Annotated in this window: 17 protein-coding genes; 9 read left to right on the forward strand and 8 right to left on the reverse strand. The window is 77.2% G+C overall.

All coding sequences use genetic code 11. The annotated features are described in order from the left end of the window. Window position 1: 1 nt before the first annotated feature. The 3 genes from FB586_RS05890 to FB586_RS05900 all read left to right on the forward strand — a co-directional run bounded on the left by FB586_RS05890 (window position 2) and on the right by FB586_RS05900 (window position 4,759). Window positions 2-1,177, forward strand: a complete 1,176-nt coding sequence (locus FB586_RS05890) for an ATP-binding protein (RefSeq protein ID WP_136518419.1) — start codon at window positions 2-4, stop codon at window positions 1,175-1,177. 116 nt (window positions 1,178-1,293) lie between these two features. Next, window positions 1,294-1,734, forward strand: coding sequence for an OsmC family protein (locus FB586_RS05895; RefSeq protein ID WP_136518420.1), 441 nt, complete (start codon window positions 1,294-1,296; stop codon window positions 1,732-1,734). Between the two features lie 73 nt (window positions 1,735-1,807). Beyond that, entirely contained in the window at window positions 1,808-4,759 is a 2,952-nt protein-coding gene (locus FB586_RS05900) for an FAD-binding and (Fe-S)-binding domain-containing protein (protein ID WP_136518421.1), read from the forward strand. Window positions 4,760-4,768: 9 nt separating this feature from the next. Here FB586_RS05900 and FB586_RS05905 read toward each other — a convergent pair whose 3' ends face one another. Then, window positions 4,769-5,182 (reverse strand): VOC family protein, encoded by a 414-nt coding sequence (locus FB586_RS05905; protein WP_168800472.1) that lies wholly within the window; start codon window positions 5,180-5,182, stop codon window positions 4,769-4,771. A gap of 83 nt (window positions 5,183-5,265) precedes the next feature. Continuing rightward, window positions 5,266-5,784, reverse strand: coding sequence for a TetR/AcrR family transcriptional regulator (locus tag FB586_RS05910; RefSeq protein ID WP_136518423.1), 519 nt, complete (start codon window positions 5,782-5,784; stop codon window positions 5,266-5,268). Window positions 5,785-5,970: 186 nt separating this feature from the next. Here FB586_RS05910 and FB586_RS05915 point away from each other — a divergent pair, with 186 nt between their 5' ends. From FB586_RS05915 to FB586_RS05925, 3 genes are all read left to right on the forward strand, one after another. Next, on the forward strand, window positions 5,971-7,527 hold the full coding sequence (locus FB586_RS05915; RefSeq protein ID WP_246036552.1) for an MFS transporter: 1,557 nt from the start codon (window positions 5,971-5,973) through the stop codon (window positions 7,525-7,527). Between the two features lie 200 nt (window positions 7,528-7,727). Continuing rightward, window positions 7,728-8,024, forward strand: a complete 297-nt coding sequence (locus tag FB586_RS05920; RefSeq protein WP_136518424.1) for an MTH1187 family thiamine-binding protein — start codon at window positions 7,728-7,730, stop codon at window positions 8,022-8,024. Between the two features lie 188 nt (window positions 8,025-8,212). Next, a complete protein-coding gene (locus FB586_RS05925; RefSeq protein WP_136518425.1) occupies window positions 8,213-9,529 on the forward strand; it encodes a restriction system modified-DNA reader domain-containing protein in 1,317 nt (438 codons plus the stop codon). Between the two features lie 24 nt (window positions 9,530-9,553). Here FB586_RS05925 and FB586_RS05930 read toward each other — a convergent pair whose 3' ends face one another. The 5 genes from FB586_RS05930 to FB586_RS05950 all read right to left on the reverse strand — a co-directional run bounded on the left by FB586_RS05930 (window position 9,554) and on the right by FB586_RS05950 (window position 15,113). After that, on the reverse strand, window positions 9,554-10,519 hold the full coding sequence (locus tag FB586_RS05930; RefSeq protein WP_136518910.1) for an alpha/beta hydrolase: 966 nt from the start codon (window positions 10,517-10,519) through the stop codon (window positions 9,554-9,556). A 146-nt stretch (window positions 10,520-10,665) separates the two neighbouring features. Then, window positions 10,666-11,637 carry a zinc-binding dehydrogenase gene (locus tag FB586_RS05935; RefSeq protein ID WP_136518426.1) on the reverse strand — a complete coding sequence of 324 codons (972 nt, stop codon included), beginning with the start codon at window positions 11,635-11,637 and terminating at the stop codon, window positions 10,666-10,668. A 39-nt stretch (window positions 11,638-11,676) separates the two neighbouring features. Then, window positions 11,677-12,405: a maleylpyruvate isomerase N-terminal domain-containing protein gene (locus tag FB586_RS05940; RefSeq protein ID WP_136518427.1), complete on the reverse strand. Its 729-nt coding sequence runs from the start codon at window positions 12,403-12,405 to the stop codon at window positions 11,677-11,679. A gap of 55 nt (window positions 12,406-12,460) precedes the next feature. Further along, window positions 12,461-13,765, reverse strand: a complete 1,305-nt coding sequence (gene metX, locus FB586_RS05945; protein ID WP_136518428.1) for a homoserine O-acetyltransferase MetX — start codon at window positions 13,763-13,765, stop codon at window positions 12,461-12,463. Window positions 13,766-13,793: 28 nt separating this feature from the next. Continuing rightward, the gene (locus tag FB586_RS05950) at window positions 13,794-15,113 is read right to left on the reverse strand and encodes a bifunctional o-acetylhomoserine/o-acetylserine sulfhydrylase (RefSeq protein ID WP_136518429.1); all 1,320 of its coding nucleotides are present in this window, start codon (window positions 15,111-15,113) and stop codon (window positions 13,794-13,796) included. 545 nt (window positions 15,114-15,658) lie between these two features. Here FB586_RS05950 and FB586_RS05955 point away from each other — a divergent pair. Further along, window positions 15,659-17,209 carry a C40 family peptidase gene (locus FB586_RS05955; RefSeq protein WP_246036554.1) on the forward strand — a complete coding sequence of 517 codons (1,551 nt, stop codon included), beginning with the start codon at window positions 15,659-15,661 and terminating at the stop codon, window positions 17,207-17,209. A gap of 223 nt (window positions 17,210-17,432) precedes the next feature. On the opposite strand, the gene FB586_RS05960 is transcribed toward FB586_RS05955, so the two are convergent. Further along, window positions 17,433-17,933 (reverse strand): inorganic diphosphatase, encoded by a 501-nt coding sequence (locus FB586_RS05960; RefSeq protein WP_135975607.1) that lies wholly within the window; start codon window positions 17,931-17,933, stop codon window positions 17,433-17,435. A gap of 152 nt (window positions 17,934-18,085) precedes the next feature. Here FB586_RS05960 and dacB point away from each other — a divergent pair, with 152 nt between their 5' ends. Together dacB and FB586_RS05970 are read left to right on the forward strand one after the other, a co-directional pair. Continuing rightward, window positions 18,086-19,498, forward strand: a complete 1,413-nt coding sequence (gene dacB, locus FB586_RS05965; protein ID WP_136518912.1) for a D-alanyl-D-alanine carboxypeptidase/D-alanyl-D-alanine endopeptidase — start codon at window positions 18,086-18,088, stop codon at window positions 19,496-19,498. A 68-nt stretch (window positions 19,499-19,566) separates the two neighbouring features. Beyond that, on the forward strand, window positions 19,567-20,676 hold the full coding sequence (locus FB586_RS05970) for an Rv3626c family coenzyme F420 biosynthesis-associated protein (protein WP_136518430.1): 1,110 nt from the start codon (window positions 19,567-19,569) through the stop codon (window positions 20,674-20,676). The last annotated feature ends 15 nt before the right edge of the window (window positions 20,677-20,691 follow it).

A 20,691-nucleotide genomic window follows, 5' to 3' on the forward strand; every position in this document is an offset into this window, starting at 1 on the left:
TATGAGCGCGACCTCCCCGCCCGGCCGGGACGAGCCGCTGGTCGGGCGGGCGGGCGAGCTCGACGACCTCGACGCGCTGCTCGCCGGGGCGACGAGCGGCGAGGGCGTCACCGTCCTGCTCGAGGGGGAGCCGGGCGTGGGTCGCACCCGCCTGGTCGAGGCGCTGCAGCGGACCGCCGACCTGCTCGGCCTGGAGGTCCGCACCGGACGGGCGGTCGGCCCGTCCGCGCCGCCGTACGCGCTGCTCGGTGACGCCCTGCTGGGGCCCGCGCACGGACGCGGCGCCGGCGCCGGCGACGCCCACGGGCCGGTCGTCGCCGAGCTCGCCGACCTGCTCGGGCTGCTCCCGCCCGACCGCGCGGACGCCGCCGCCCGGTACGCCCGCGCCGACGAGCTGTTCGCGGCCCTCGTGCGCCGCAACGGGGAGCACGGACCGTGGGTGCTCGTGCTCGAGGACCTGCACCTCGCGGACGCGTGCTCGCTGCGGCTGCTCGCGGAGCTCGCCGGCGAGGGCACCCTGCCGCACGCGCTCACGGTGATGACCACGCGCGCGGTGCCGCACCGCCCGGAGCTGGGCGCGCTCGTGGCCGCCTGGACCCGCGCCGGCGCCCGCTACCTCGAGCTGCGCCCGCTCGGCAGCGCCGCGACCGTCGAGCTCGCGCAGTCCCTGCTCGGTGCCCGCGTGGGGCCGCGGCTGCGCGGCGTGCTCGCCACGACCGGCGGCAACCCGCGCCTCGTCGTCGAGGTCGTGCGGACCGCGCAGGCGTGCGGCGTGCTCGAGCAGCGCGAGGGCGTGATCGAGGCGGTCGGGACCGGGTGGCTCGACGACCTCGACCAGGTGGGGCGCGCCCACGTGGAGCACCTCGGGCCGGACGTGCTGGCCCTGCTCGGCCGGGCGTCGGTGCTCGGCTCGTCCTTCGTCGTCGGGGACCTGGCCGCGCTCGCGGGCGAGCCCGTCACCGACTGCTGGCGGACGCTGCGCCACGGGCTCGCGGCGGGGGTGGTGCACGCGCGCGGCGACCGGCTCGTCTTCCGCCACGACCTGGTGCGTGCGGCGCTGTACGCGGGCCTGGAGCAGGAGGAGCGCCGCGCCCTGCACGCGCGTGCCGCGTGGGCCCTGCGCGAGGCGGGCGCCCCGTCGCACGTCGTGTCCGCGCACCTCGAACGGGCTCGCTGACCCCTCGCGCGGCCGGCCGCCGGCTCCTAGGTTGGGTGGCGGGGCGCGCGCCGCGCGTCCCGCGGCGCCGGCCGCAGGGCGGGCGCCCCGCACACCCCGGTACACCGAGGAGTCCCATGCCCACGCGCACCGCACGCACCGCCTGGAACGGATCCCTGCAGGAGGGCAGCGGCCAGGTCGAGCTGTCCAGCTCCCGCGTCGGCACGTACGACGTGTCGTTCCCGAAGCGGGCCGCGGACGAGGCCGGCGGCACGACGAGCCCCGAGGAGCTCATCGCCGCGGCGCACTCGTCCTGCTTCGCGATGCAGCTCTCGGCGCTGCTCGGCGAGAAGGGCCACACGCCGGAGTCGCTCGAGGTGACGGCCGACGTCACGCTCGAGCCCGACCCGGCCGGCGGCTTCCACATCTCCGGCATCGCGCTGAAGGTCCGCGGCGAGGTGCCCGGCATCGACGAGGCCGGGTTCCGCGAGGCCGCCGACGGCGCCAAGGTCGGCTGCCCCGTGAGCAAGGCGCTGACCGGCACGACCATCACGCTGGACGCGCAGCTGGAGTCCTGAGGCCCGCCCGCGGTGGGGGCCTGCGCCGGACGCCCGACGCAGGTCCCCACCGCGGGGTGGGACACTGCCCCCCGTGGCTGTGACGACCGAGAGGCCCGGTGCGGACGTCCGGGACGTGGTGCACGCGCTGACGGGCGTCGTCCGCGGGGTGGTGGACGACAGCACGCGCCGGCGCGCCGAGTACTCCACCGACGCGTCGAACTACCGGGTCGTCCCGCGGGTCGTGGTGTTCCCCCGGGACACCGACGACGTGCTCGCGACCCTGCACGTCGCGCGGGAGACCGGCACGCCCGTGACGTCGCGCGGCGGCGGCACGTCCGTGGCCGGGAACGCCGTCGGGACGGGGATCGTCCTCGACTTCTCCCGGCACGTGAACCGCGTGCTGGAGATCGACCCCGAGGCCCGCACGGCGCGCGTCGAGCCGGGCGTCGTCATGTCGGCTCTGCAGCTCGCGGCCGCACCGCACGGCCTGCGCTTCGGCCCCGACCCGTCGACGCAGGCGCGCGCCACGCTCGGCGGGATGATCGGCAACAACGCGTGCGGCCCCCGCGCGGTGGCGTTCGGGCGGACCGCGGACAACGTGGTCGACCTCGACGTCGTCGACGGCACGGGCCGGCGCTTCACCGCGCGCTCCGGCGCCGGCGCCCTGGACGTCGTGCCGGGGCTGGACGGCCTGGTGCGCGGCGGCCTGGACGTCATCCGCACCGAGCTCGGCCGGTTCACGCGGCAGGTGTCGGGGTACTCGCTCGAGCACCTGCTGCCGGAGAACGGCACCGACCTGGCCAAGGCGCTGGTCGGCACCGAGGGCACGCTCGTCACGCTGCTCGGCGCGACCGTGCGGCTCGTGCCGGTGCCGTCCGCGCCCGTGCTCGTCGTGCTCGGCTACCCGGACATGCCGTCGGCCGCCGACGCCGTCCCCGCGCTGCTCGCCCACCGGCCGCTCGCCGTGGAGGGCATGGACGCCCGGCTCGTCGACGTCGTGCGGCGGGTCCGGGGCGCGGCGGCCGTGCCCGACCTGCCGCCGGGTGCCGGCTGGATGATGGTCGAGGTCGGCGGCGAGACCCTCGACGAGGCGATGGCGACCGCCCGCGCGCTCGCGGCCGACGCGGGCACCGACGCGGTCGGCATCTTCCCGCCCGGGCCGCAGGCCGCGGCGATGTGGCGGATCCGCGAGGACGGCGCCGGCCTCGGCGGGCGCACGCCGTCGGGGGAGCAGGCGTGGCCGGGCTTCGAGGACTCCGCGGTGCCGCCGGAGCGGCTCGGGGCGTACCTGCGCGAGCTCGAGGCCCTCATGGCCTCCCACCGGGTGGACGGGCTCGCGTACGGGCACTTCGGCGACGGGTGCGTGCACCTGCGCATCGACATGCCGCTGGTGGAGTCCGGGCAGCCGCTGCGCGCGTTCATGGAGGACGCGGCGGCGCTGGTCGCCGCGCACGGCGGCTCGCTGTCGGGCGAGCACGGCGACGGCCGCGCCCGCTCCGAGCTGCTGCCGGTCATGTACTCCGAGCGCGCGATCGGCCTGTTCGGCGCCGTCAAGGACCTGTTCGACCCGCGCGACCTGCTCAACCCGGGCGTGCTCGTGCGCCCGAACGCCCTCGACGCGGACCTGCGCCGCCCGTCCGCCCGCCCGCTGCTCGCGGGCTCCGGCGGGTTCTCCTTCGCGCACGACGGCGGCGACATGACGACGGCCGTGCACCGCTGCGTCGGCGTCGGCAAGTGCCGCGCGGACAACCGGGCGGCCGGCGGCTTCATGTGCCCGTCGTACCTGGCCACCAAGGACGAGCGGGACTCGACGCGCGGCCGCGCGCGCGTGCTGCAGGAGATGGCGAACGGCACGCTCGTGACGAAGGGCTGGTCGTCGCCCGAGGTGCACGACGTCCTCGACCTGTGCCTGTCCTGCAAGGCGTGCTCGTCCGACTGCCCCGCGGGCGTCGACATGGCGCAGTACAAGTCGGAGGTCCTGCACCGCACGTACCGCGGCAGGCTGCGGCCGGTGAACCACTACGCGCTGGGCTGGCTGCCCCGGTGGACGCGGCTGGTCACCGGGCTGCCGGGGCTCGCGTCGCTCGCGAACGCCGTGCTGCGCGTGCGGCCCCTCGCGAAGGCCGTGCTCGCGGCGGGCGGCATGGACACGCGCCGGAAGATGGTGACGTTCGCGTCCGTGCCGTTCCGCGCGTGGTCGCGGACGGCCGGCGCCCGGTCCGGCGACGTGCGCGTGGTGGGGTCGGCGGCGGCCGAGGGCCTGCCGACGGTGCCCGAGGGTGCGTCGGAGGGCGGGCGGCGTCCGCCCGTCGTGCTGTGGACCGACTCGTTCAGCGACACCCTCGCGCCGTCCGTCCCGCACGCGGCCGTGCGCGTCCTGCGGGACGCCGGCTACGAGGTGCTGGTCCCGGACCACGACGCGTGCTGCGGCCTCACGTGGATCAGCACCGGGCAGCTCGACGGCGCGCGCAAGCGCCTGTCGCACCTGCTGGAGGTGCTGGGCCCGTTCGCCGTCAACGGCGTGCCGATCGTCGGCCTGGAGCCGTCCTGCACGGCGGTCCTGCGCAGCGACCTGCTCGACCTGCTCCCCGACGACCCGCGCGCGAAGGCCGTCGCCCGCGAGACGCGCACGCTCGCGGAGCTGCTCATGGCCCCCGCGCCCGTGGGACCGGGGGACCGCTGGACGCTGCCGGACCTGTCCGACGTCACGGCCGTCGTCCAGCCGCACTGCCACCACCACTCCGTCATGACGTACACCGCGGACCGCCGCCTGCTCACGCAGGCGGGCGCGCAGTTCTCGGCGCTGGCCGGCTGCTGCGGGCTCGCGGGCAACTTCGGCATGGAGAAGGGGCACTACGACGTGTCGGTCGCGGTGGCGGAGGCGTCGCTGCTGCCGGCGCTGCGGGACGCGCAGCCGGGCGACGTGTTCCTCGCCGACGGCTACTCGTGCCGCACGCAGGCCGACCACCTCGCGGGCGTGCAGGGCGTGCACCTCGCCGAGCTGCTGGCGGCGCACCTGCCGGAGCGGTCGGCGACGGCCTGACCGTGCGGCTCAGCCGCCGAGGCCCTGCGCCGCCATCCACGCGGGGTCCGGCTCGACGGGCTGGACGAGCTCGACCACCAGCCCGTCCGGGCCGGCCGCCTGGAACCGGCGCTGCCCCCAGGGCTCGGTGACGAGCTCCTTGAGCACGGTGACGCCCGCGGCGGTCATGCGCGCGTGCTGCCCGTCGACGTCCGTCACGACCAGCGCGAGCATGGCCCCGCCGACCCCGGCGGCCGGTGCCGGCCAGGTCGCGTGGTCGCCGCGGACGAAGTCGACGCGGACCTCCTCGCGGTCCGGGTGCTGCGTGCTGACGTACCAGCCGAGGTCGACCAGCGTGCGGAAGCCGAGGTGCTCGGCCAGCCAGGCGCCGGCGGCGGTCGGGTCCGTGGCGGCGTAGGCGACGCCGATCTGCTGCACGTGCACGTGTCCTCCTGGGGCCGGGGCTGCGGGCGGGGGCGAGTCTGCCGCAACCCGGCGGCTCGGGGCGGCGGACGGGTGCCGCGGGGTCAGTCGCCGCCGGCGACCCGGTCGAGCACCTGGGCGACCACGCGGCCGTCGAGGGCGGCGTCGCCGGAGCCGAGCAGCGCGTGGAGGAACAGCCCGTCGCCGACGAGCTGCACGAGCCGGGAGAGCACCGGGTCGTCGATCGTCCGGCGCAGGCCCGCGGCCCAGCCGTCCAGGTAGGCCGCCATGCGCTCCTGGGCGGGCGGGTACGTGCCGAGCAGCCGCAGCGCCGCGAGCATCGTGCGCTCCTCGGGCCCCTCGGCGGTCTGCGAGCCGTCGAGGAACCAGCGCGCGGCGCGGACGGGGTCCGTCGGGGTGGCGGCGTCGGCGGCGGCGGCCCCCGCGGTGAGGCGGTCGAGCAGCCCGGCGAACAGGTCGTCCTTGGAGCGGAAGTGGTAGAGCAGCCCGCCCTTGGAGACGCCCGCGCGCTGGGCGACGACGTCGAGCGTCGCGCCCGCCGGGCCGCCCTCGAGCAGCACGTCCTGCAGCGCGTCGAGGATGCGGTCGCGCGTCGAGGCCATGCGGGGAGCGTAGTGCGGTCCGTCACGGTGCACCGTCCGGACGGTCGGTGCTACTGTACCGGCTGGACGGTATAGCCACGTGGCGCGCTCAGCGCTGCCGCGTCCGGTACGGGGCAGGGACCCGCACCGCGCGCCCGTCCCCCGGGGCCCCGCCCGGTCACGCGGGAGACCACGACAGGAACCACCGTGCCCACGCACACGACCGCACCCACGCCCCGGGCCGCCGCGACGACACCCCGCGCCGGCGCCCGCGAGTGGCTCGCCCTCGCCGTCCTCATGCTCCCCGTGCTGCTGGTGAGCATCGACACGACGGTGCTCTCGTTCGCGCTGCCGCAGATCTCGCTCGCGCTCACGCCGTCCGCCGACCAGCTCCTGTGGATCGTCGACGTCTACCCGCTCATGCTCGCCGGCCTGCTCGTCACCATGGGTACCCTCGGCGACCGCGTCGGGCGCCGGCGCCTGCTGCTGATCGGCTCCGCCGGCTTCGGGCTCGTCAGCCTGCTCGCCGCCTGGTCGAGCGACGCGACCCACCTCGTCGCCGCCCGCGCGCTGCTCGGCGTCTTCGGCGCGACCCTCATGCCCTCGACCCTGTCGCTGCTGCGCAACGTCTTCCTCGACGACGCCCAGCGGCGCCTGGCCATCGCGATCTGGGCGTCCGGGTTCGCGGGCGGCTCCGTGCTGGGCCCCGTGGTCGGCGGCTGGCTGCTCGAGCACTTCTGGTGGGGCTCGATCTTCCTGCTCAACGTGCCGGTGCTGCTCGTGCTGCTCGTCGTGGCGCCGTTCGTCCTGCCGGAGTCGCGCAACCCCTCCGCGGCCCGCCTCGACGTGCCGAGCGTCGTGCTCGCCACCGTCGGCATGCTGCCGCTCGTCTACGGCATCAAGACCACCGCCGGCCACGGCGTCGGCGCCCTCGGGCTCGGCGCGCTCGCGGTCGGGGCCGCGCTCGTCACCGTGTTCGTGCGCCGGCAGGTGCGCCTGGCGGACCCGCTGCTCGACGTCGCGCTGTTCCGGCGGCCGGTGTTCGCCGCGTCGGTCGGTGCCAACTTCACGGCGTCGTTCGCGCTCGCCGGGCTCGTGCTCGTCGTCTCGCAGGTGCTGCAGCTCGTCGTCGGGCTGTCGCCGCGCGAGGCCGGGACGGCGCTGCTGCCGGGGGCGGTCGCGTCGATCGTGTCGGGGCTCGTCGCCGTGCGGCTCGCGCGCGTGGCGCCGCGCTGGGCGCTCGTGCCCGGCGGGATGCTGCTCGCCGTCGCGGGCTACGCGCTCGGGGCCGTGGTGGCGCAGGACGTCGGCACGGGCGGGATCGTCGCGGTCTTCTGCCTGGTCGGCGCGGGCGTCGGCCTCGCCGAGACGCTGACCAACGACGCGATCCTCGCCTCCGTGCCGCCCGAGCGCGCCGGTGCCGCGTCCGGCATCTCCGAGACGTCGTACGAGCTCGGCGCGTCGCTCGGGGTCGCCGTGCTGGGATCGGTGCTGAACGCCGTGTACCGCGCGGACCTCGTCCTGCCCGCGGCGGTGGCGGGCCCCGACGCGGACGCCGCGCGCCAGACGCTCGGCGGCGCGGTCGCCGTCGCCGACGCCCTGCCCGGACCGGTCGGTGCGCAGGTGCGCACGGTCGCCGAGGCCGCGTTCACGCACGGCGTCGCCGTGACGTCCGCCGTGGCGGCCGTCGCGCTCGCCCTCGTCGGCCTCGCGGTCGGCGCCGTCCTGCGCCGCGCGGGCCTGGGCCGCACCCTCGACACCTGACCCCCACCCCCCGCCCCTTGCCGTCGACCGCGGTAGATACGGCACGAGCGCGGGTGTGACGACTACCGCGCTCGTCGCGCATCTACCGCGCTCGACGGGAGGGGGCGGGCGTGCGCCGGGCGCCGCGGTGGGGGCGGGCCGGCAGGCATGGCGGGGCCGGCTGGGTGGATGTCGGCACGGGGGCGCGTCAGGGTGGGGGCATGCTCGTCGCCTTCTCCGTCGCCCCGCTCGGTGCGGGCGAGTCCGTGTCCGAGGCCGTCGCCGACGCGCTGCGCGTCGTGCGGGCCTCCGGTCTGCCGCACCGCACCGACGCCATGTTCACCACGCTCGAGGGGGAGTGGGACGAGGTGATGGACGTCGTGAAGCGCGCGACCGAGGCGGTCGGGCGCCACGGCGACCGGGTGAGCCTCGTGCTCAAGGCCGACATCCGTCCGGGGCGCACCGGGGAGCTGCAGGCCAAGGTCGACCGCGTCGAGGCCCTGCTCGCGGACGACTGACGGGTCCGCCGCGACACCTGCCCGCCGGGCGACCGACGTCACCTCTCCGAGGGGTCCCGACGGGCTGACGCGGCGTGTCCCGGCATGGGACAGTGGGGGCCCGCGAGGCGCGCGCGGATGACGCGCGCCCACGGCGACGGTGCACGGCCCCGGCGCGGGCGCGTGCCCAGAAGGGGCCCGGACGCGACATGCCGATCTTCGAGCTCGACGAGGGGCGCCCCCGCCTCGTCCAGCCGATGCAGCCGCTCGCCGGGTCGTTCGCGCAGGAGGTCGGCGCGCTCGTCACGCACCACCTCGCCGCGATCGCCGGGGAGCCCCTGTTCGTCGTCCGGTCGCGCGCCGGTGCGGCCGACCGCGGCGACCTGCCCGAGCTGCTCGCGCTCGACGCCGCGGGCCGGCCGGTCGTCGTCGAGGTCGCGCAGGTGCTCGACGACGACGCGATCGTCGCCGCCCTGCGCCGCGGCGGCGCCGCCGGCCGCATGACGACGTCGGACCTCGCCCGCGCCTACCACGCCGACCCCGGCCGGTTCGCCGTGGACTTCGCGGCGTTCCGCGAGCACGTGCCGGTCGGTGCGCAGACGAACCGGCGGGACGGCGTCCGGCTGCTGCTGCTCTGCTCGGAGGTCGCCGCGGAGGCGGCGGACACGCTCGCCTTCCTGCGGGGGCCCGCCCGGCAGGTCGAGGTGCTGCAGGTCGGTGTCGTGCGCGGGGACGAGCGCCGCCTGCTCGACGTCTCCCCGCTCGCGCTGCACGAGGGCTCGCGCCGCTCGGTCGAGCCGACCGCGCTGCGCCTCGTCCGGTCGAGCGAGGGCTACACGTCCGTCGCCTACGAGGACCAGCAGCGCGGGCCCGGCGGCCCCGTGCGCAAGGCCCCGCCGACGGGCGAGCTGCGTGCCGTCACGCCGCCCGTGCGGCCGGAGCCGCCCGCCCCGGTGCCCATCGGACGCCGCGGCTCCGTCACCGAGCCGACGCCGTTGCCGTTCCGCACGGCGGGCCCGACGCCGGAGACCCCGACGCCGCGCAGCGACGAGCCCTACGACGGCCGCGGCCGCCCGGACCGGGAAGGCGGCGACCACGCCACGCGGGCCGACGCCCCGACGCTCACGCCGGTCGCCGGTCTGCGTCGCGCCGTCCCCGCGGGGACCTCGGCCGACGAGGACGCCACCGCCGACACCGCGCCGACACCGGTGGTCCGGGCCGCCGCGACGGGTACGCCGGACCGTCCCGCCCCCGCCCGCGAGGGGTGGCCCTACCCGCAGCTCGCGACGCTCGCCAAGCGCCGGCGCGCCGTGACGACGCTCGTGTGGGTGCGCGAGCGTCGCGGTCAGCGGTTCACGGCGCTGCTCATGCCCGACGGCATGATCGAGCTGCCCGACGGGACGCGCGTGGCGTCCCCGGACGAGGCGGCGACGCTCGCCGCGGGCGTGGAGGCCGTGGACGGGTGGCGCGCGTGGCGGCTCGGTGACGGCGGGCCGACGCTCGCGGAGGCCGCGGGCGCGCTCTGACGGCCCCGGCGGCGAGCGGTGCCGTCAGCCCCACCCGTACGCGGTCAACCAGCGGGTGACCTCGGCGTAGAACCGCTCGCGCGCGGGCCGCGCCGACAGGGTCAGGTCGTGCATGCCGCCGGGGACGCGCACGAGCGTGCTGACGGGGCCGAGGTGGATCGTGCGCCGGGCGATCGCCTCGGTGTCGAGGACGATGTCCGCCGAGCGCATGTCGTCGGTCCAGCGCGGGCTGATGAGGGTGCGCGAGGACAGGGCCGTGAGCACCGGGACGTCGATGCCGAGGCCGCGCGCGACGGTCGCGTGCCCCGCGATGACGGCCCGCAGCCACCCGGCGCGCACGGGGAACGACGGCGTGGGGCGCCACCGCTCGTCGACGGTCCACTCGCCGCCCGTCGCGGCCGCGATCGTGCGCGCGTAGTACCCGGGGTCGATGTTGGGCAGCGGTGCGCGCGGCTGGAAGCGCGCGATCTGGTGGATCGCCGGCGCGCTGACGTGCCGGACGATCGCGGACCCCTGCAGCTCGAGCCACGGGCTGTTGAGCACGAGGCCGCTGACGCGGCCGCGGTGCCGGGCGGCCCACAGCGACAGCGTGAGCCCGCCCGTGGAGTGGCCCATGAGCAGGATCCGCGCGACCGGCCCGAGCTCGGCGCGCAGCCGGTCGAGCGCGAGGCCGATCTCCTCGTCGTACGTGCGCAGGTCGTCCACGTACCCGGGGGTCTGGTGGGGGCGCAGCGAGCGTCCGTACTTGCGCAGGTCGAGGGCGTAGAAGGCGGCACCGAGACCGTGCCAGTACTGCGCGAGGGGCGTCTGGAAGAAGTAGTCCGACCATCCGTGCACGTACAGCACGGCGCGCGCGGGTCGCAGCGCCGGGTCGGGGCGGTAGCGCACGAGCGTCGCGACGCACTCGCCCTCGTCGTCGTCCGCGAGCGGCAGCAGGCGCGCCTCGAAGCCCTCGCCCAGCAGGTCCGGACCCCACGCGTCGGCGCGCAGGCCGTCGGACGTCCACGCGGGTGGTGCGGTCGCGGCGGGGACGTCGGGGGCGGCGGGCGTGACGACCGGCGACGACGGGCCGCCGGGCGTCCCGCTGCCCGTCGTCGGCTGCACGTGCCCTCCTCCCCGCCCGGCGGTGGCGCCGGTCAGACCTCCAGGACGATCTTGCCGAACTGCTCCCCGCGCCACATCCGGCCGAGCGCGTCACCGGCCCGCGCGAGCGGGAACGTGGAGTCGACGAGCGGGCGCACGCCCGTGCGGGCGAGGAACGCGAGCACCTGCGCGAGCTCGTCGCGCGTGCCCATCGTCGCGCCGACCACGCTGATCTCCTGGAAGAAGACCCGCGTGAGCGACGCGGGCGCGGGGTCGCCGGAGGTGAGGCCCGCGACGACGACCCGCCCGCCGGGCTTCACGGAGCGGACCGAGTGCTCCCACGTCGCGCGCCCCACGCTGTCGAGCACCACGTCGACGCGCCCGACCCGCGCCCCCGGCTCGACGGCGGCGGCGGCGCCGAGCGCGAGCGCCCGCTCCCGACGCCCGGGGTCCCGCCCGGTCACGACCATCTCGAGCCCGGCCGCCGCACCGAGCTGGACGGCGGCCACCGCGAGCCCGCCGCCCGCGCCCTGCACGAGCACGCGCTGCCCGGGCACGGCCGCGCCGGAGCGGAACAGCATCCGGTAGGCGGTCAGGTACGCGGTCGGCACGCACGCGGCCTCGACCCAGCCGAGCTCGGCGGGCTTCGGGACGAGGTTCCACGCGGGCACCGCCACCCGCTCCGCGAGCGTGCCCGGGTAGCGCTCCGACAGCAGCGAGCGGGGCTCGTCGGCGGCCACGCCGCGACCGTCGGGCCCGCCGACGACCGCGTGCACGACGACTTCCCGCCCGTCCGGCGTCACGCCCGCCGCGTCGGTGCCGAGCACCATCGGCAGCCGGTCCGCGCCGAGCCCGACGCCCCGCAGCGACCACAGGTCGTGGTGGTTGAGCGACGCGGCGCGCACCTCGACGGTCGTCCACCCGGCCGGCGGGTCGGTCACGACCTCGGGCTCGGGGGCGTCGCCGACCTCGAGCCCCGACAGGGGGTCGTCGGTGGAGAAGGACGTGACGCGCGCGCTCAGCATGCGGCTCACGCTAGCCGGGTGCGGTGCGGGACCGTCCGGTCACAGCAGCGGCAGCATCCGCCCGAGGTCCGGCACCGCGTCGGACGTGTAGCGCGGGTGCAGGGCGTCGGCGAGGACGTCGACGTCGTACGGCACGCGCCCGGCGGCCAGCCGCACCCACGTGCGCGCGTCGGCGACCTCGAGGTCCCAGCCGCCGCGCGCGACGACGATCGCGAGCAGCTCGTCGGCGACGAGGCGCAGGGCGCCGGGGTGCACCGGGTCCGGCACGGTGTCGGTGCCGTGCGCGCGCCGCACGGACAGCAGCAGGTCGTCGGCGTGGACGACGAGCTCGACGACCCGCGAGACGACCATGGTCGAGAGCCGGACGGGTCCGCGGCGGGCCTGCACGACCGGGTCGCCGGGGCCGAGCTCGTCCAGCCGCGCGAACGCGGCCCGCGCGCTGCGGTCGACGGCGCCGACCGGGTCGGCGGCCTGCTCCGCCGCGAGGCGGCGGGTCGTCTCCGCGATCTCGGCCGCGCCCGCGGCGTACGAGCCCAGGTACTCGCGCAGGGACAGGGGGGCCGCGTCCGCCGGCGCCGGCGTGCAGACCGTCAGGGCCTCCAGCGCCCGGCCCAGGTGCGCCCACAGCTCGCCGACCGTCCAGCCGTCCAGCACGGACGGCGCCGCGGCGAGCTCGGCGTCCCCGACCTGGTCGACCCAGCGGCGCAGCGCGTCCCACTGCTCGTGCAGGGCCGCCCGCGCGGCGGTGACGTCGGCTCCGGTGCGCATCGGCCCATCGTGCCGCGTGCGCGCGCCGCCCGGCATCACCCGGGCGTGCGGCTCGTCAGCGCCGCGCGCCCTCGCGCAGGAAGTCCGTGACCAGCGCGCCCACCTGGTCCTCCTCGATGAGGAAGCCGTCGTGCCCGTACGGCGAGCGCACGTACCGCACGGGGCCCGCGCCGGGCACGCCCGCAGCGATGCGCTCGGACTGCGCGGGGGTGAACAGGCGGTCGGAGTCGACCGCGACGACGAGGCCACGCGCCGTGACCTGCGCGAGCGCTGCCTCCACGCCGCCGCGGTCGCGCCCGAGGTCGTGGGTGATCATCGACCGCGTCAGCGTGACGTACGTGTTCGCGTCGAACCGCCGGGCCAGCTTGTCGCCGTGGTGGTCCAGGTACGACTGCACGGCGAAGCGGCCGCCCTCGAGCGGGTCCTCCGCGCCCTGCGGGATGCGACCGAACCGCTCGTCGAGCTCCGCCGCGGACCGGTAGGTCTGGTGCGCGATCTGCCGGGCGATGCCGAGGCCCACGTGGGGCCCGTCGCCGTCGGCGGCGTCGTAGTAGTCGCCGTCGCGGTACCGCGGGTCGGCGAGGATCGCACCGAGCTGGGTGTGGAAGCCCGCGATCTGGTCGCCGCCCGTCTGCGCGCACGTCGCGATGGCCGCGAACGCCTCGACGCGGTCGGGCGCCGACGCCGCCCACTCGAGGACGCGCAGCCCGCCCATGGACGCCCCGATGACGAGCGCCCACTGGTCGATGCCGAGCAGGTCCGCGAGGCGCACCTCCGCGGCGACCTGGTCGCGGACGGTCAGCAGCGGGAAGCGGCTGCCCCAGGGGCGGCCGTCCGGCGCCGTCGACGCGGGACCCGTGGACCCCTGGCACCCGCCGAGCACGTTCGGGGCGACGACGAACCAGCGGTCGGTGTCGATCGGTGCGCCGGGCCCGACCATCGACTGCCACCAGCCGGCGGTCGGGTGCCCGTCGCCGGCGGGGCCGGTCACGTGCGAGTCGCCCGTGAGCGCGTGCAGGACGAGCACCGCGTTGCCGCCGTCCTCGTCGAGCTCGCCCCACGTCTCGTACGCGAGCCGGACGGCGGGCAGCCGCCCGCCCGACTCGAGGGCGAACGGTCCGAGGTCGGCGAACTGCCGGCGCCCGACGGGGTCGCCGTCGCGCCACGCCGCGCTCGCGGGCACCGGGCCGTGGTCGGGCCGCTGGTGGCGCGTGCCGAGGGTCGCGCCGCGGCGGGTGCGCCGCCCGACGGCGGGGACGTCGCCCGCCCCCGCGCCCGGCATCGCGCGTCCCCGCACGACCCGTCCGTCGGACGTGTCGTGGGGCGCGGGGGTGCCGGGGCGGGGGTGGGGCGTCGTCATGCGGCGGGGCTCCTCGGTGGGTGACGGCTCAGGCGCCCTTGGCGGCCCGGAAGCCGGCGTCCAGGTCGGCCAGGATGTCGTCGACGTGCTCGATGCCGACGGCGAGGCGCACGAGGCCCGGCGTCACGCCGGACAGCTCCTGCTCCTGCGGCGTCAGCTGGCTGTGCGTGGTCGACGCCGGGTGGATGACGAGCGAGCGGACGTCGCCGATGTTCGCGACGTTCGAGTGCAGCTCGAGCGCCGAGACGAACGCCTGCCCGGCCTCCGACCCGCCCTCGAGCTCGAACGCGAGCACCGCGCCGGCACCCCGGGGAGCGTACTTCAGCTGGTTCGCGTGCCACGGGCTCGACTCCAGCCCGGCGTAGTGCACGCGCACGACGTCGTCGCGGGCCTCGAGCCACTCGGCGACCTTCTGCGCGTTGGCGACGTGCCGCTCGAGCCGCAGCGACAGCGTCTCGATGCCCTGCGCGATGAGGAACGCGTTGAAGGGGCTGATCGCCGCGCCGAGGTCGCGCAGCAGCTGCACGCGCGCCTTGAGGATGTAGGAGAGGTTCACGCCGAAGGCGCCGCCGACACCGAGGTCCCGCGCGAACACGAGCCCGTGGTACGAGGGGTCGGGCTGGTTGAAGTTCGGGAACCGCTCGGGGTGCTGGGCGTAGTCGAAGGTGCCGCCGTCGACGATCGCGCCGCCGATCGCGGTGCCGTGCCCGCCGAGGTACTTGGTCGCCGAGTGCACGACGACGTCGGCGCCCCACTGCAGCGGGTTGACGAGGTACGGCGTCGCGACCGTGTTGTCGACCACGAGCGGGACCCCGACCTCGTGCGCGACGCCCGCCACCGACTCGATGTCGAGGACGTCGGACTTCGGGTTCGGGATCGTCTCGGCGAAGAACAGCTTCGTGTTCGGGCGGACCGCGTCGCGCCACGCCTGGGGGTCGTGCGGGTCGGAGACGAACGTCGTCTCGATGCCCAGCTTCGGCAGCGTGTAGTGCAGGAGGTTGTACGTGCCGCCGTACAGGGACGGGCTCGCGACGACGTGGTCGCCGGCCTCGGCGACGTTGAGGATCGCCAACGTCTCCGCCGCCTGCCCCGACGCGACGAGCAGCGCGCCGACGCCGCCCTCGAGGTCCGCGATGCGGTTCTCGACGACCTCCTGCGTGGGGTTGCCGATGCGCGTGTAGATCGGGCCGAGCTCGGCGAGCGCGAACCGGTCCGCGGCCTGCTTGGCGGAGTCGAAGACGAAGGACGTCGTCTGGTAGATCGGCAGGGCGCGGGCGCCGGTGGCGGCGTCGGCGGTCTGGCCCGCGTGGATCTGGCGGGTCTCGAAGCTCCAGCTCTCGTTGCTCATGTCGTGCTCCTGGGGGCGGCGCCGGCGGTGCGGCGGGGGGGCGGGGGACACCCGAGGAGCGCGCTGCCGTCGCCCGCCCCGCGGGGGGTGTGGTGCGCACGGGACGAGCCGGGGCTCGGCGGCGGCCGCGAGGGGCGACCGGCCGCGGGTACGGCCGAGCGTGCGCGGTCAGCGACACATTCGGCGGGACATGTGACCGAGAGTACGTGCGCCGTCCCGAGCATCGGTACGCGCGTCTCACCCACCGAGACACGTCGGTCCGTGCGCCCCGTGGGCGGTCGGCGCCGGCGGCGCGCGCCGTCCGGACCTCACCTTCGCCTGCGGGGCTGTCGATGCGGTCGGGAGGCGCGCCGGCGCGCTCGGTGCGCGGCGCCGCGGCGGCAGTGGCGGGAGGAGGAGTCGTGAGCCCGACGGGGTCTCCGAGCCCCGTCACCCGGTCGGCCCAGAAGGTCTGTCCGGGTTCGTCCCGAACGACATCGATGTGACTTCTGGGACCTGTGTGACAGGTGTTCATTCCTGGGAACGACGCAGGTAGCGTCGCCGACGTGCGTGACGAGCAGCAGCGGGCGACGACCCGCGCCGACCGGCCGGCGGGCCCCCGTGACGGTGCCCTCCCGACCTCCGGCGACCCCCGTGCGACGGGGGCGCGGCGACGCACCTCCGCCTGGGTGCGGCACCGCCGCCTGCTCGCCGTGGCGCCGGTCGGCCTGCTGACCCTCGGGCTCGTCGCGCCGCCGGCCGGGGCCGCCCCGAGCGACCGCGACGTGCGCGACGCACGCGCGGCCGTCGGGCAGGCGCAGCGCTCGGTCGCGCAGATGGAGGTGCGGCTCGCCGAGCTCGCCGCCTCCGCCGACGCCGCCGAGGTCGCCGTCCAGGGCGCCGGCGAGGACTACGCCCAGGCGCTCGCGGACGCGGACGCCGCCGAGGCCCGCGCGCAGGAGGCCGCCGCGCGGTCCGAGGAGGCCGGGGCGCAGGCCGAGGAGGCGCGGCAGCGGCTCGTCGCGGTCGCCCGGCAGCTGGCCCGCTCGGGCGGCTCGGTCGAGGCGCTCGAGGCCGTGCTGTCCGCGGACGGCTTCCAGGACGTCGCGCGCCGCTCGACCGCCCTCAACCGCGCGACCGGCAAGGCCGACGAGGCCGTCCAGGAGTTCCGGGCCGCCCTGCTGGTCGCCGAGACGATGCAGAAGCGGTCGACGCAGGCGGCCGCCGAGGCCGAGACCGCGGCGGCCGACGCCGAGGACGCGCTCGCGGCGGCCGAGGACGCGCAGTCGGACGCGGACGCCTCCCTCGCGGCCGGCCAGGCCGAGCGTGAGAGCCTGATCGCCGCCCTCGCGGCCGCCCGCCAGACGAGCGCCGAGGTGGAGCGCGCGCGCCAGGACGCCCTGGACGCCGAGCGCCGTGCCCGTGCCGAGGCGGCCGCTCAGGCCGAGCGGCTGCGCCCGGTGACGGCACCCTCGGCACCGGCGGGCGGCGCCCCGGCCCCGTCGCGCCCGGCGCCCGCGAACCCGGCTCCGGCGAACCCGGCTCCGGCGAACCCGGCACCCGCGAACCCGGCACCGGCGAACCCGGCTCCGGCGAACCCGGCTCCGGCCAACCCGGCGCCCGCCCCCGCCCCCGCCCCCGCGCCGGCGCCCGCCCCGGCACCGGCCCCCGCGCCCGCCCCGGCCCCGGCCCCGGCGCCCGCCCCGAGTGCTCCCTACGGCCTCGGCACCGGCACCTCCCGCGGCTCGGCCGCGGCCGGCGCGGCGGCGGTCGCGTGGGCGCAGAGCAAGATCGGCCTGCCCTACGTCTGGGGCGGCACGGGCCCGAACGGGTACGACTGCTCGGGCCTGACGTCGGGCGCGTGGCGCTCCGCGGGCGTGAACCTCAACCGCACGTCACGGGACCAGTACAAGCAGGTCCTGAAGATCTCGTACGACCAGCTGCGTCCGGGCGACCTGGTGTTCTGGGGCAGGAACCCCAACAACCCCGACTCGATCACCCACGTCGCGATCTACGCCGGCAACGGGCAGATCGTCGAGGCGTCGAAGCCGGGCGTGCCGCTGCGCCAGGTGCCGATGCGCTGGTCGGGCACGATGCCGTTCGCCGGCCGCCCCTGACGGGACGCCGCCCGAGGCTCGTCCCCGCCGGCCTGCCCGGACCCCGGGACGGTGCGTCGACGAGCCGCGCGTCCGTGCCCGCCCGAGCGCCGCAGGGCGCACCGACCCGCGGTCGGTCCGCCCGCACGTCCACCTGCCGGTCGCGCGCACGCGCCCGGACGCGACGACGCCCGGCACCCCTCCTGCGAGGGGGCCGGGCGTCGTGCCGCGACGGGGCGGGGCGTCAGTGGCCGGTGTCGTACCCCGTGTCGATGGCGCGCTGGCGCGACCGCTCGATCTCGGCCTCCGCCTCGGCGCGCCCCACCCAGTGGGCGCCCTCGACGGACTTGCCCGGCTCGAGGTCCTTGTAGACCTCGAAGAAGTGCTGGATCTCCAGACGGTGGAAGTCGGAGACGTCGTCGATGTCCTGCCGCCAGGCGGCGCGCTGGTCGCCCGTCGGGACGCACAGCACCTTGTCGTCACCGCCGGCCTCGTCCCGCATGCGGAACATGCCGAGCGCGCGGCAGCGGATCAGGCAGCCGGGGAACGTGGGCTCCTCCAGCAGGACGAGCGCGTCGAGCGGGTCGCCGTCCTCACCGAGCGTGCCCTCGATGAAGCCGTAGTCGTCGGGGTACCGCGTCGAGGTGAAGAGCATGCGGTCCAGGCGGATGCGCCCGGTCGCGTGGTCCACCTCGTACTTGTTGCGCTGCCCCTTGGGGATCTCGATCGTGACGTCGAACTCCACTGTGCTTCCTCCACGCGTCCCCACCCGCCGGCCCTCGGTGCGGACTCAGGTGACCTTGGGCGCGTCGTCTCCCCGGGCGCCGTTGTCTCGGACAGTAGTGTGGCGCACCGGCGGGGCGGTACCGGAAGCCCGCAGGAGCAGGACGGGTGACGATGACCACAGCGGCGCGCGCGGCGGGCACCGCCGTGCTGGTCCTCGTTCTCGGCGCGGGGGCGTACGCGACCGCCGACGCCTACGACGTCGTCCCCGGCCTCGTGACGCTGGCCCCGCCCGTGCCGGACCCGTCGCCGTTCCCCACCGCGCCCGGCGCGACCGAGCCCACGCCCGTCGCCCGTGCGCTCGCCGACCTCGACCCGCAGGTGCCGCTGCCGTCGTCGGCGGCCGTGCAGGCGCTCGTCGACGGTCTCGTCGCCGACCCGCGGCTGGGCCCCTCGGTGGGCGTCGTCGTCGCGGACCAGCTGACGGGTGACGTCCTGGCGGCCCACCAGCCCGACGCGGGCCGCGTGCCGGCCTCCACGGCGAAGCTGCTCACCGGCGTCGCCGCGCTGTCCCGGCTGGACCCCGAGGCGACGCTGGCGACGCGCGTGGTCGCGCTCGAGGGCGACCGGATCGCGCTGGTCGGCGGCGGGGACGTGCTGCTCGCCGCGGGGGAGGGCGACCCCGACGCGGTGCTCGGGCACGCCGGCATGGCCGACCTCGCGCGGGCCACGGCGAGCGCCCTCACGCTGCGTGGGACGACGACGGTGGAGCTCGTCGTCGACGACTCGCTGTTCAGCGGACCCACCGAGCACCCCGTCTGGGACCCCGACTACGTCGACATGGGCTTCACGGCGCCGATCACCGCGCTCGCGGTGGACCTCGCGAAGCTGCGCCCCGGCGAGTACCCGCCGCGCGCGGCGGACCCGTCGCTCGCCGCGGCGGAGATCTTCGCGCAGCGCCTGGCCGAGGCGGGCGTGACGGTGCAGGGGCGGCCGTCGCGCGCCGGCTCGCCGGTCGAGGGGACCGAGCTCGCGCGCGTCGAGTCGGCCACGGTCGCGGACGTCACGCACTACTTCCTCGACACGTCCGACAACACCGTCACCGAGGTGGTGGCCCGTCTCGTGGCGGTCGACGCCGGCCTGCCCGGCAGCTTCGAGGGTGGGACGCAGGCCGTGCTGCGCGCCGTCGCCTCGCTGGGCGTCGACGTGTCCGGCGCGCGCCTGGTCGACGCGTCGGGCCTGGCGACGACGTCGTCGCTGTCGCCCGCGCTGCTCGTCGACCTCGTCCGCCTCACGACGGACCCCGCCCACCCCGCCCTGCGCGACGTCGCCACCGGCATGCCGGTCGCGGGCCTCACCGGCACGCTGCACGACCGGTTCACCGGCTCGCCGGCGCGCGGCCTGGTCCGGGCGAAGACGGGCAGCCTCCCGGCGGTGACGTCGCTGGCCGGCACGGTCCTCGACGCCCAGGGCCGCCAGCTCGCGTTCGTCGTGATGGCGGACCAGACCCCGCCCGGCGGCCAGTGGGCGCCGCGGCAGGCCGTGGACGGCTTCGTCACCGCGCTCGCCGCCTGCGGCTGCCGCTGACGTCGCCCGGGGCCGGTCCGGACCCCGTCGCCCACCCCGCCGGACCGCCGCGGGGTTACCGTGACCCGATGGACCCCGCCACCGCCGGACCCGTCGACTGGCACGCGGCCGCCCGCGTCGCCGGACGCCTCGCGGCCCCCGGGCCCGTCGCCGGCCGGGACGAGCTCACCGCGCTGGTCGCCGAGCTGCGCACCTCGGCGGCGGTCGCCGCACGGCACGTCGTGGACGCGACGGGGATGGTGCCCGCGGACGGGCGCACCGCCGACGCGCTGGCCCGCGTGCACGTGGTCGACCGGCCACGCTGGGCGCAGGCCAACGCCGAGATGTTCTCGGTCATGGCGGCACCGCTCGCGACGCGCAGCGACGGCACGCCGGTCGAGGTCCCGGACGCCGCGCGCCTGGCCGCGGCCGCGCAGGCGGGCGGCGTGCTCGCGCTGCTGGCGGGCAAGGTCCTGGGGCAGTTCGACCCGTTCACGGCGGACGCCGGGCAGCCCGGGCGGCTGCTGCTGGTGGCCCCGAACGTGCTGCAGGTCGAGCGGGCGCTCGGCGTCGACCCGCACGACTTCCGGCTCTGGGTCTCGCTGCACGAGCAGACGCACGCGCTGCAGTTCGCCGCGGCGCCGTGGCTCGCCGCGCACCTGCGGGAGCGGTCCGCGGAGCTGCTGTCCGACCTCGCCGACCTCGCGCCGCGGCCCGACGGGCGTCGCGACCGCGACGCACGGCCCGCCGGCCCGCGCCTGGAGGACCTGCTGTCCGCGCTCGTGCGGTCCCTCACGGGCCCCGAGGGGTCGGGCGGGGTGCTGCAGGTCCTGACGCCGCGGCAGCGCGTCGTGTTCGACGAGGTCAGCGCCGTCATGGCGCTGCTCGAGGGGCACGCCGACGTCATGATGGACGAGGTCGGGCCGCGGGTCGTGCCGACCGTGCGGGCGATCCGCCGCGCGTTCGAGCGCCGCCGCGACCAGGCGGCGCGCGCCGGCGGCCTCGAGCGGGCCCTGCGCCGGCTGCTGGGCCTCGACCTCAAGCTCGCGCAGTACCGCGACGGTGCGGCGTTCGTGCGCGCGGTGCGCAGCGCGGTGGGCCCGGAGGGGTTCAACGCGGTCTGGTCGGGCGCGGCGGCGCTGCCCACGCCCGCGGAGGTCGCGGACCCGGCCGCCTGGGTCCGCCGCGTGCACGGGTGAGCGGTCCGCACCCCG

The organism is Cellulomonas telluris (assembly GCF_004886325.1).
GTDB lineage: Bacteria > Actinomycetota > Actinomycetes > Actinomycetales > Cellulomonadaceae > Cellulomonas > Cellulomonas telluris.

Coding starts and splice junctions, on each gene's coding strand:
- FB586_RS05890 (WP_136518419.1), top strand. CDS start 2: ATGAGCGCGACCTCCCCGCCCGGCCGGGACGAGCCGCTGGTCGGGCGG.
- FB586_RS05895 (WP_136518420.1), top strand. CDS start 1,294: ATGCCCACGCGCACCGCACGCACCGCCTGGAACGGATCCCTGCAGGAG.
- FB586_RS05910 (WP_136518423.1), bottom strand. CDS start 5,784: ATGGCCTCGACGCGCGACCGCATCCTCGACGCGCTGCAGGACGTGCTG.
- FB586_RS05920 (WP_136518424.1), top strand. CDS start 7,728: ATGCTCGTCGCCTTCTCCGTCGCCCCGCTCGGTGCGGGCGAGTCCGTG.
- FB586_RS05925 (WP_136518425.1), top strand. CDS start 8,213: ATGCCGATCTTCGAGCTCGACGAGGGGCGCCCCCGCCTCGTCCAGCCG.
- FB586_RS05935 (WP_136518426.1), bottom strand. CDS start 11,637: ATGCTGAGCGCGCGCGTCACGTCCTTCTCCACCGACGACCCCCTGTCG.
- FB586_RS05940 (WP_136518427.1), bottom strand. CDS start 12,405: ATGCGCACCGGAGCCGACGTCACCGCCGCGCGGGCGGCCCTGCACGAG.
- metX (WP_136518428.1), bottom strand. CDS start 13,765: ATGACGACGCCCCACCCCCGCCCCGGCACCCCCGCGCCCCACGACACG.
- FB586_RS05950 (WP_136518429.1), bottom strand. CDS start 15,113: ATGAGCAACGAGAGCTGGAGCTTCGAGACCCGCCAGATCCACGCGGGC.
- dacB (WP_136518912.1), top strand. CDS start 18,086: ATGACCACAGCGGCGCGCGCGGCGGGCACCGCCGTGCTGGTCCTCGTT.
- FB586_RS05970 (WP_136518430.1), top strand. CDS start 19,567: ATGGACCCCGCCACCGCCGGACCCGTCGACTGGCACGCGGCCGCCCGC.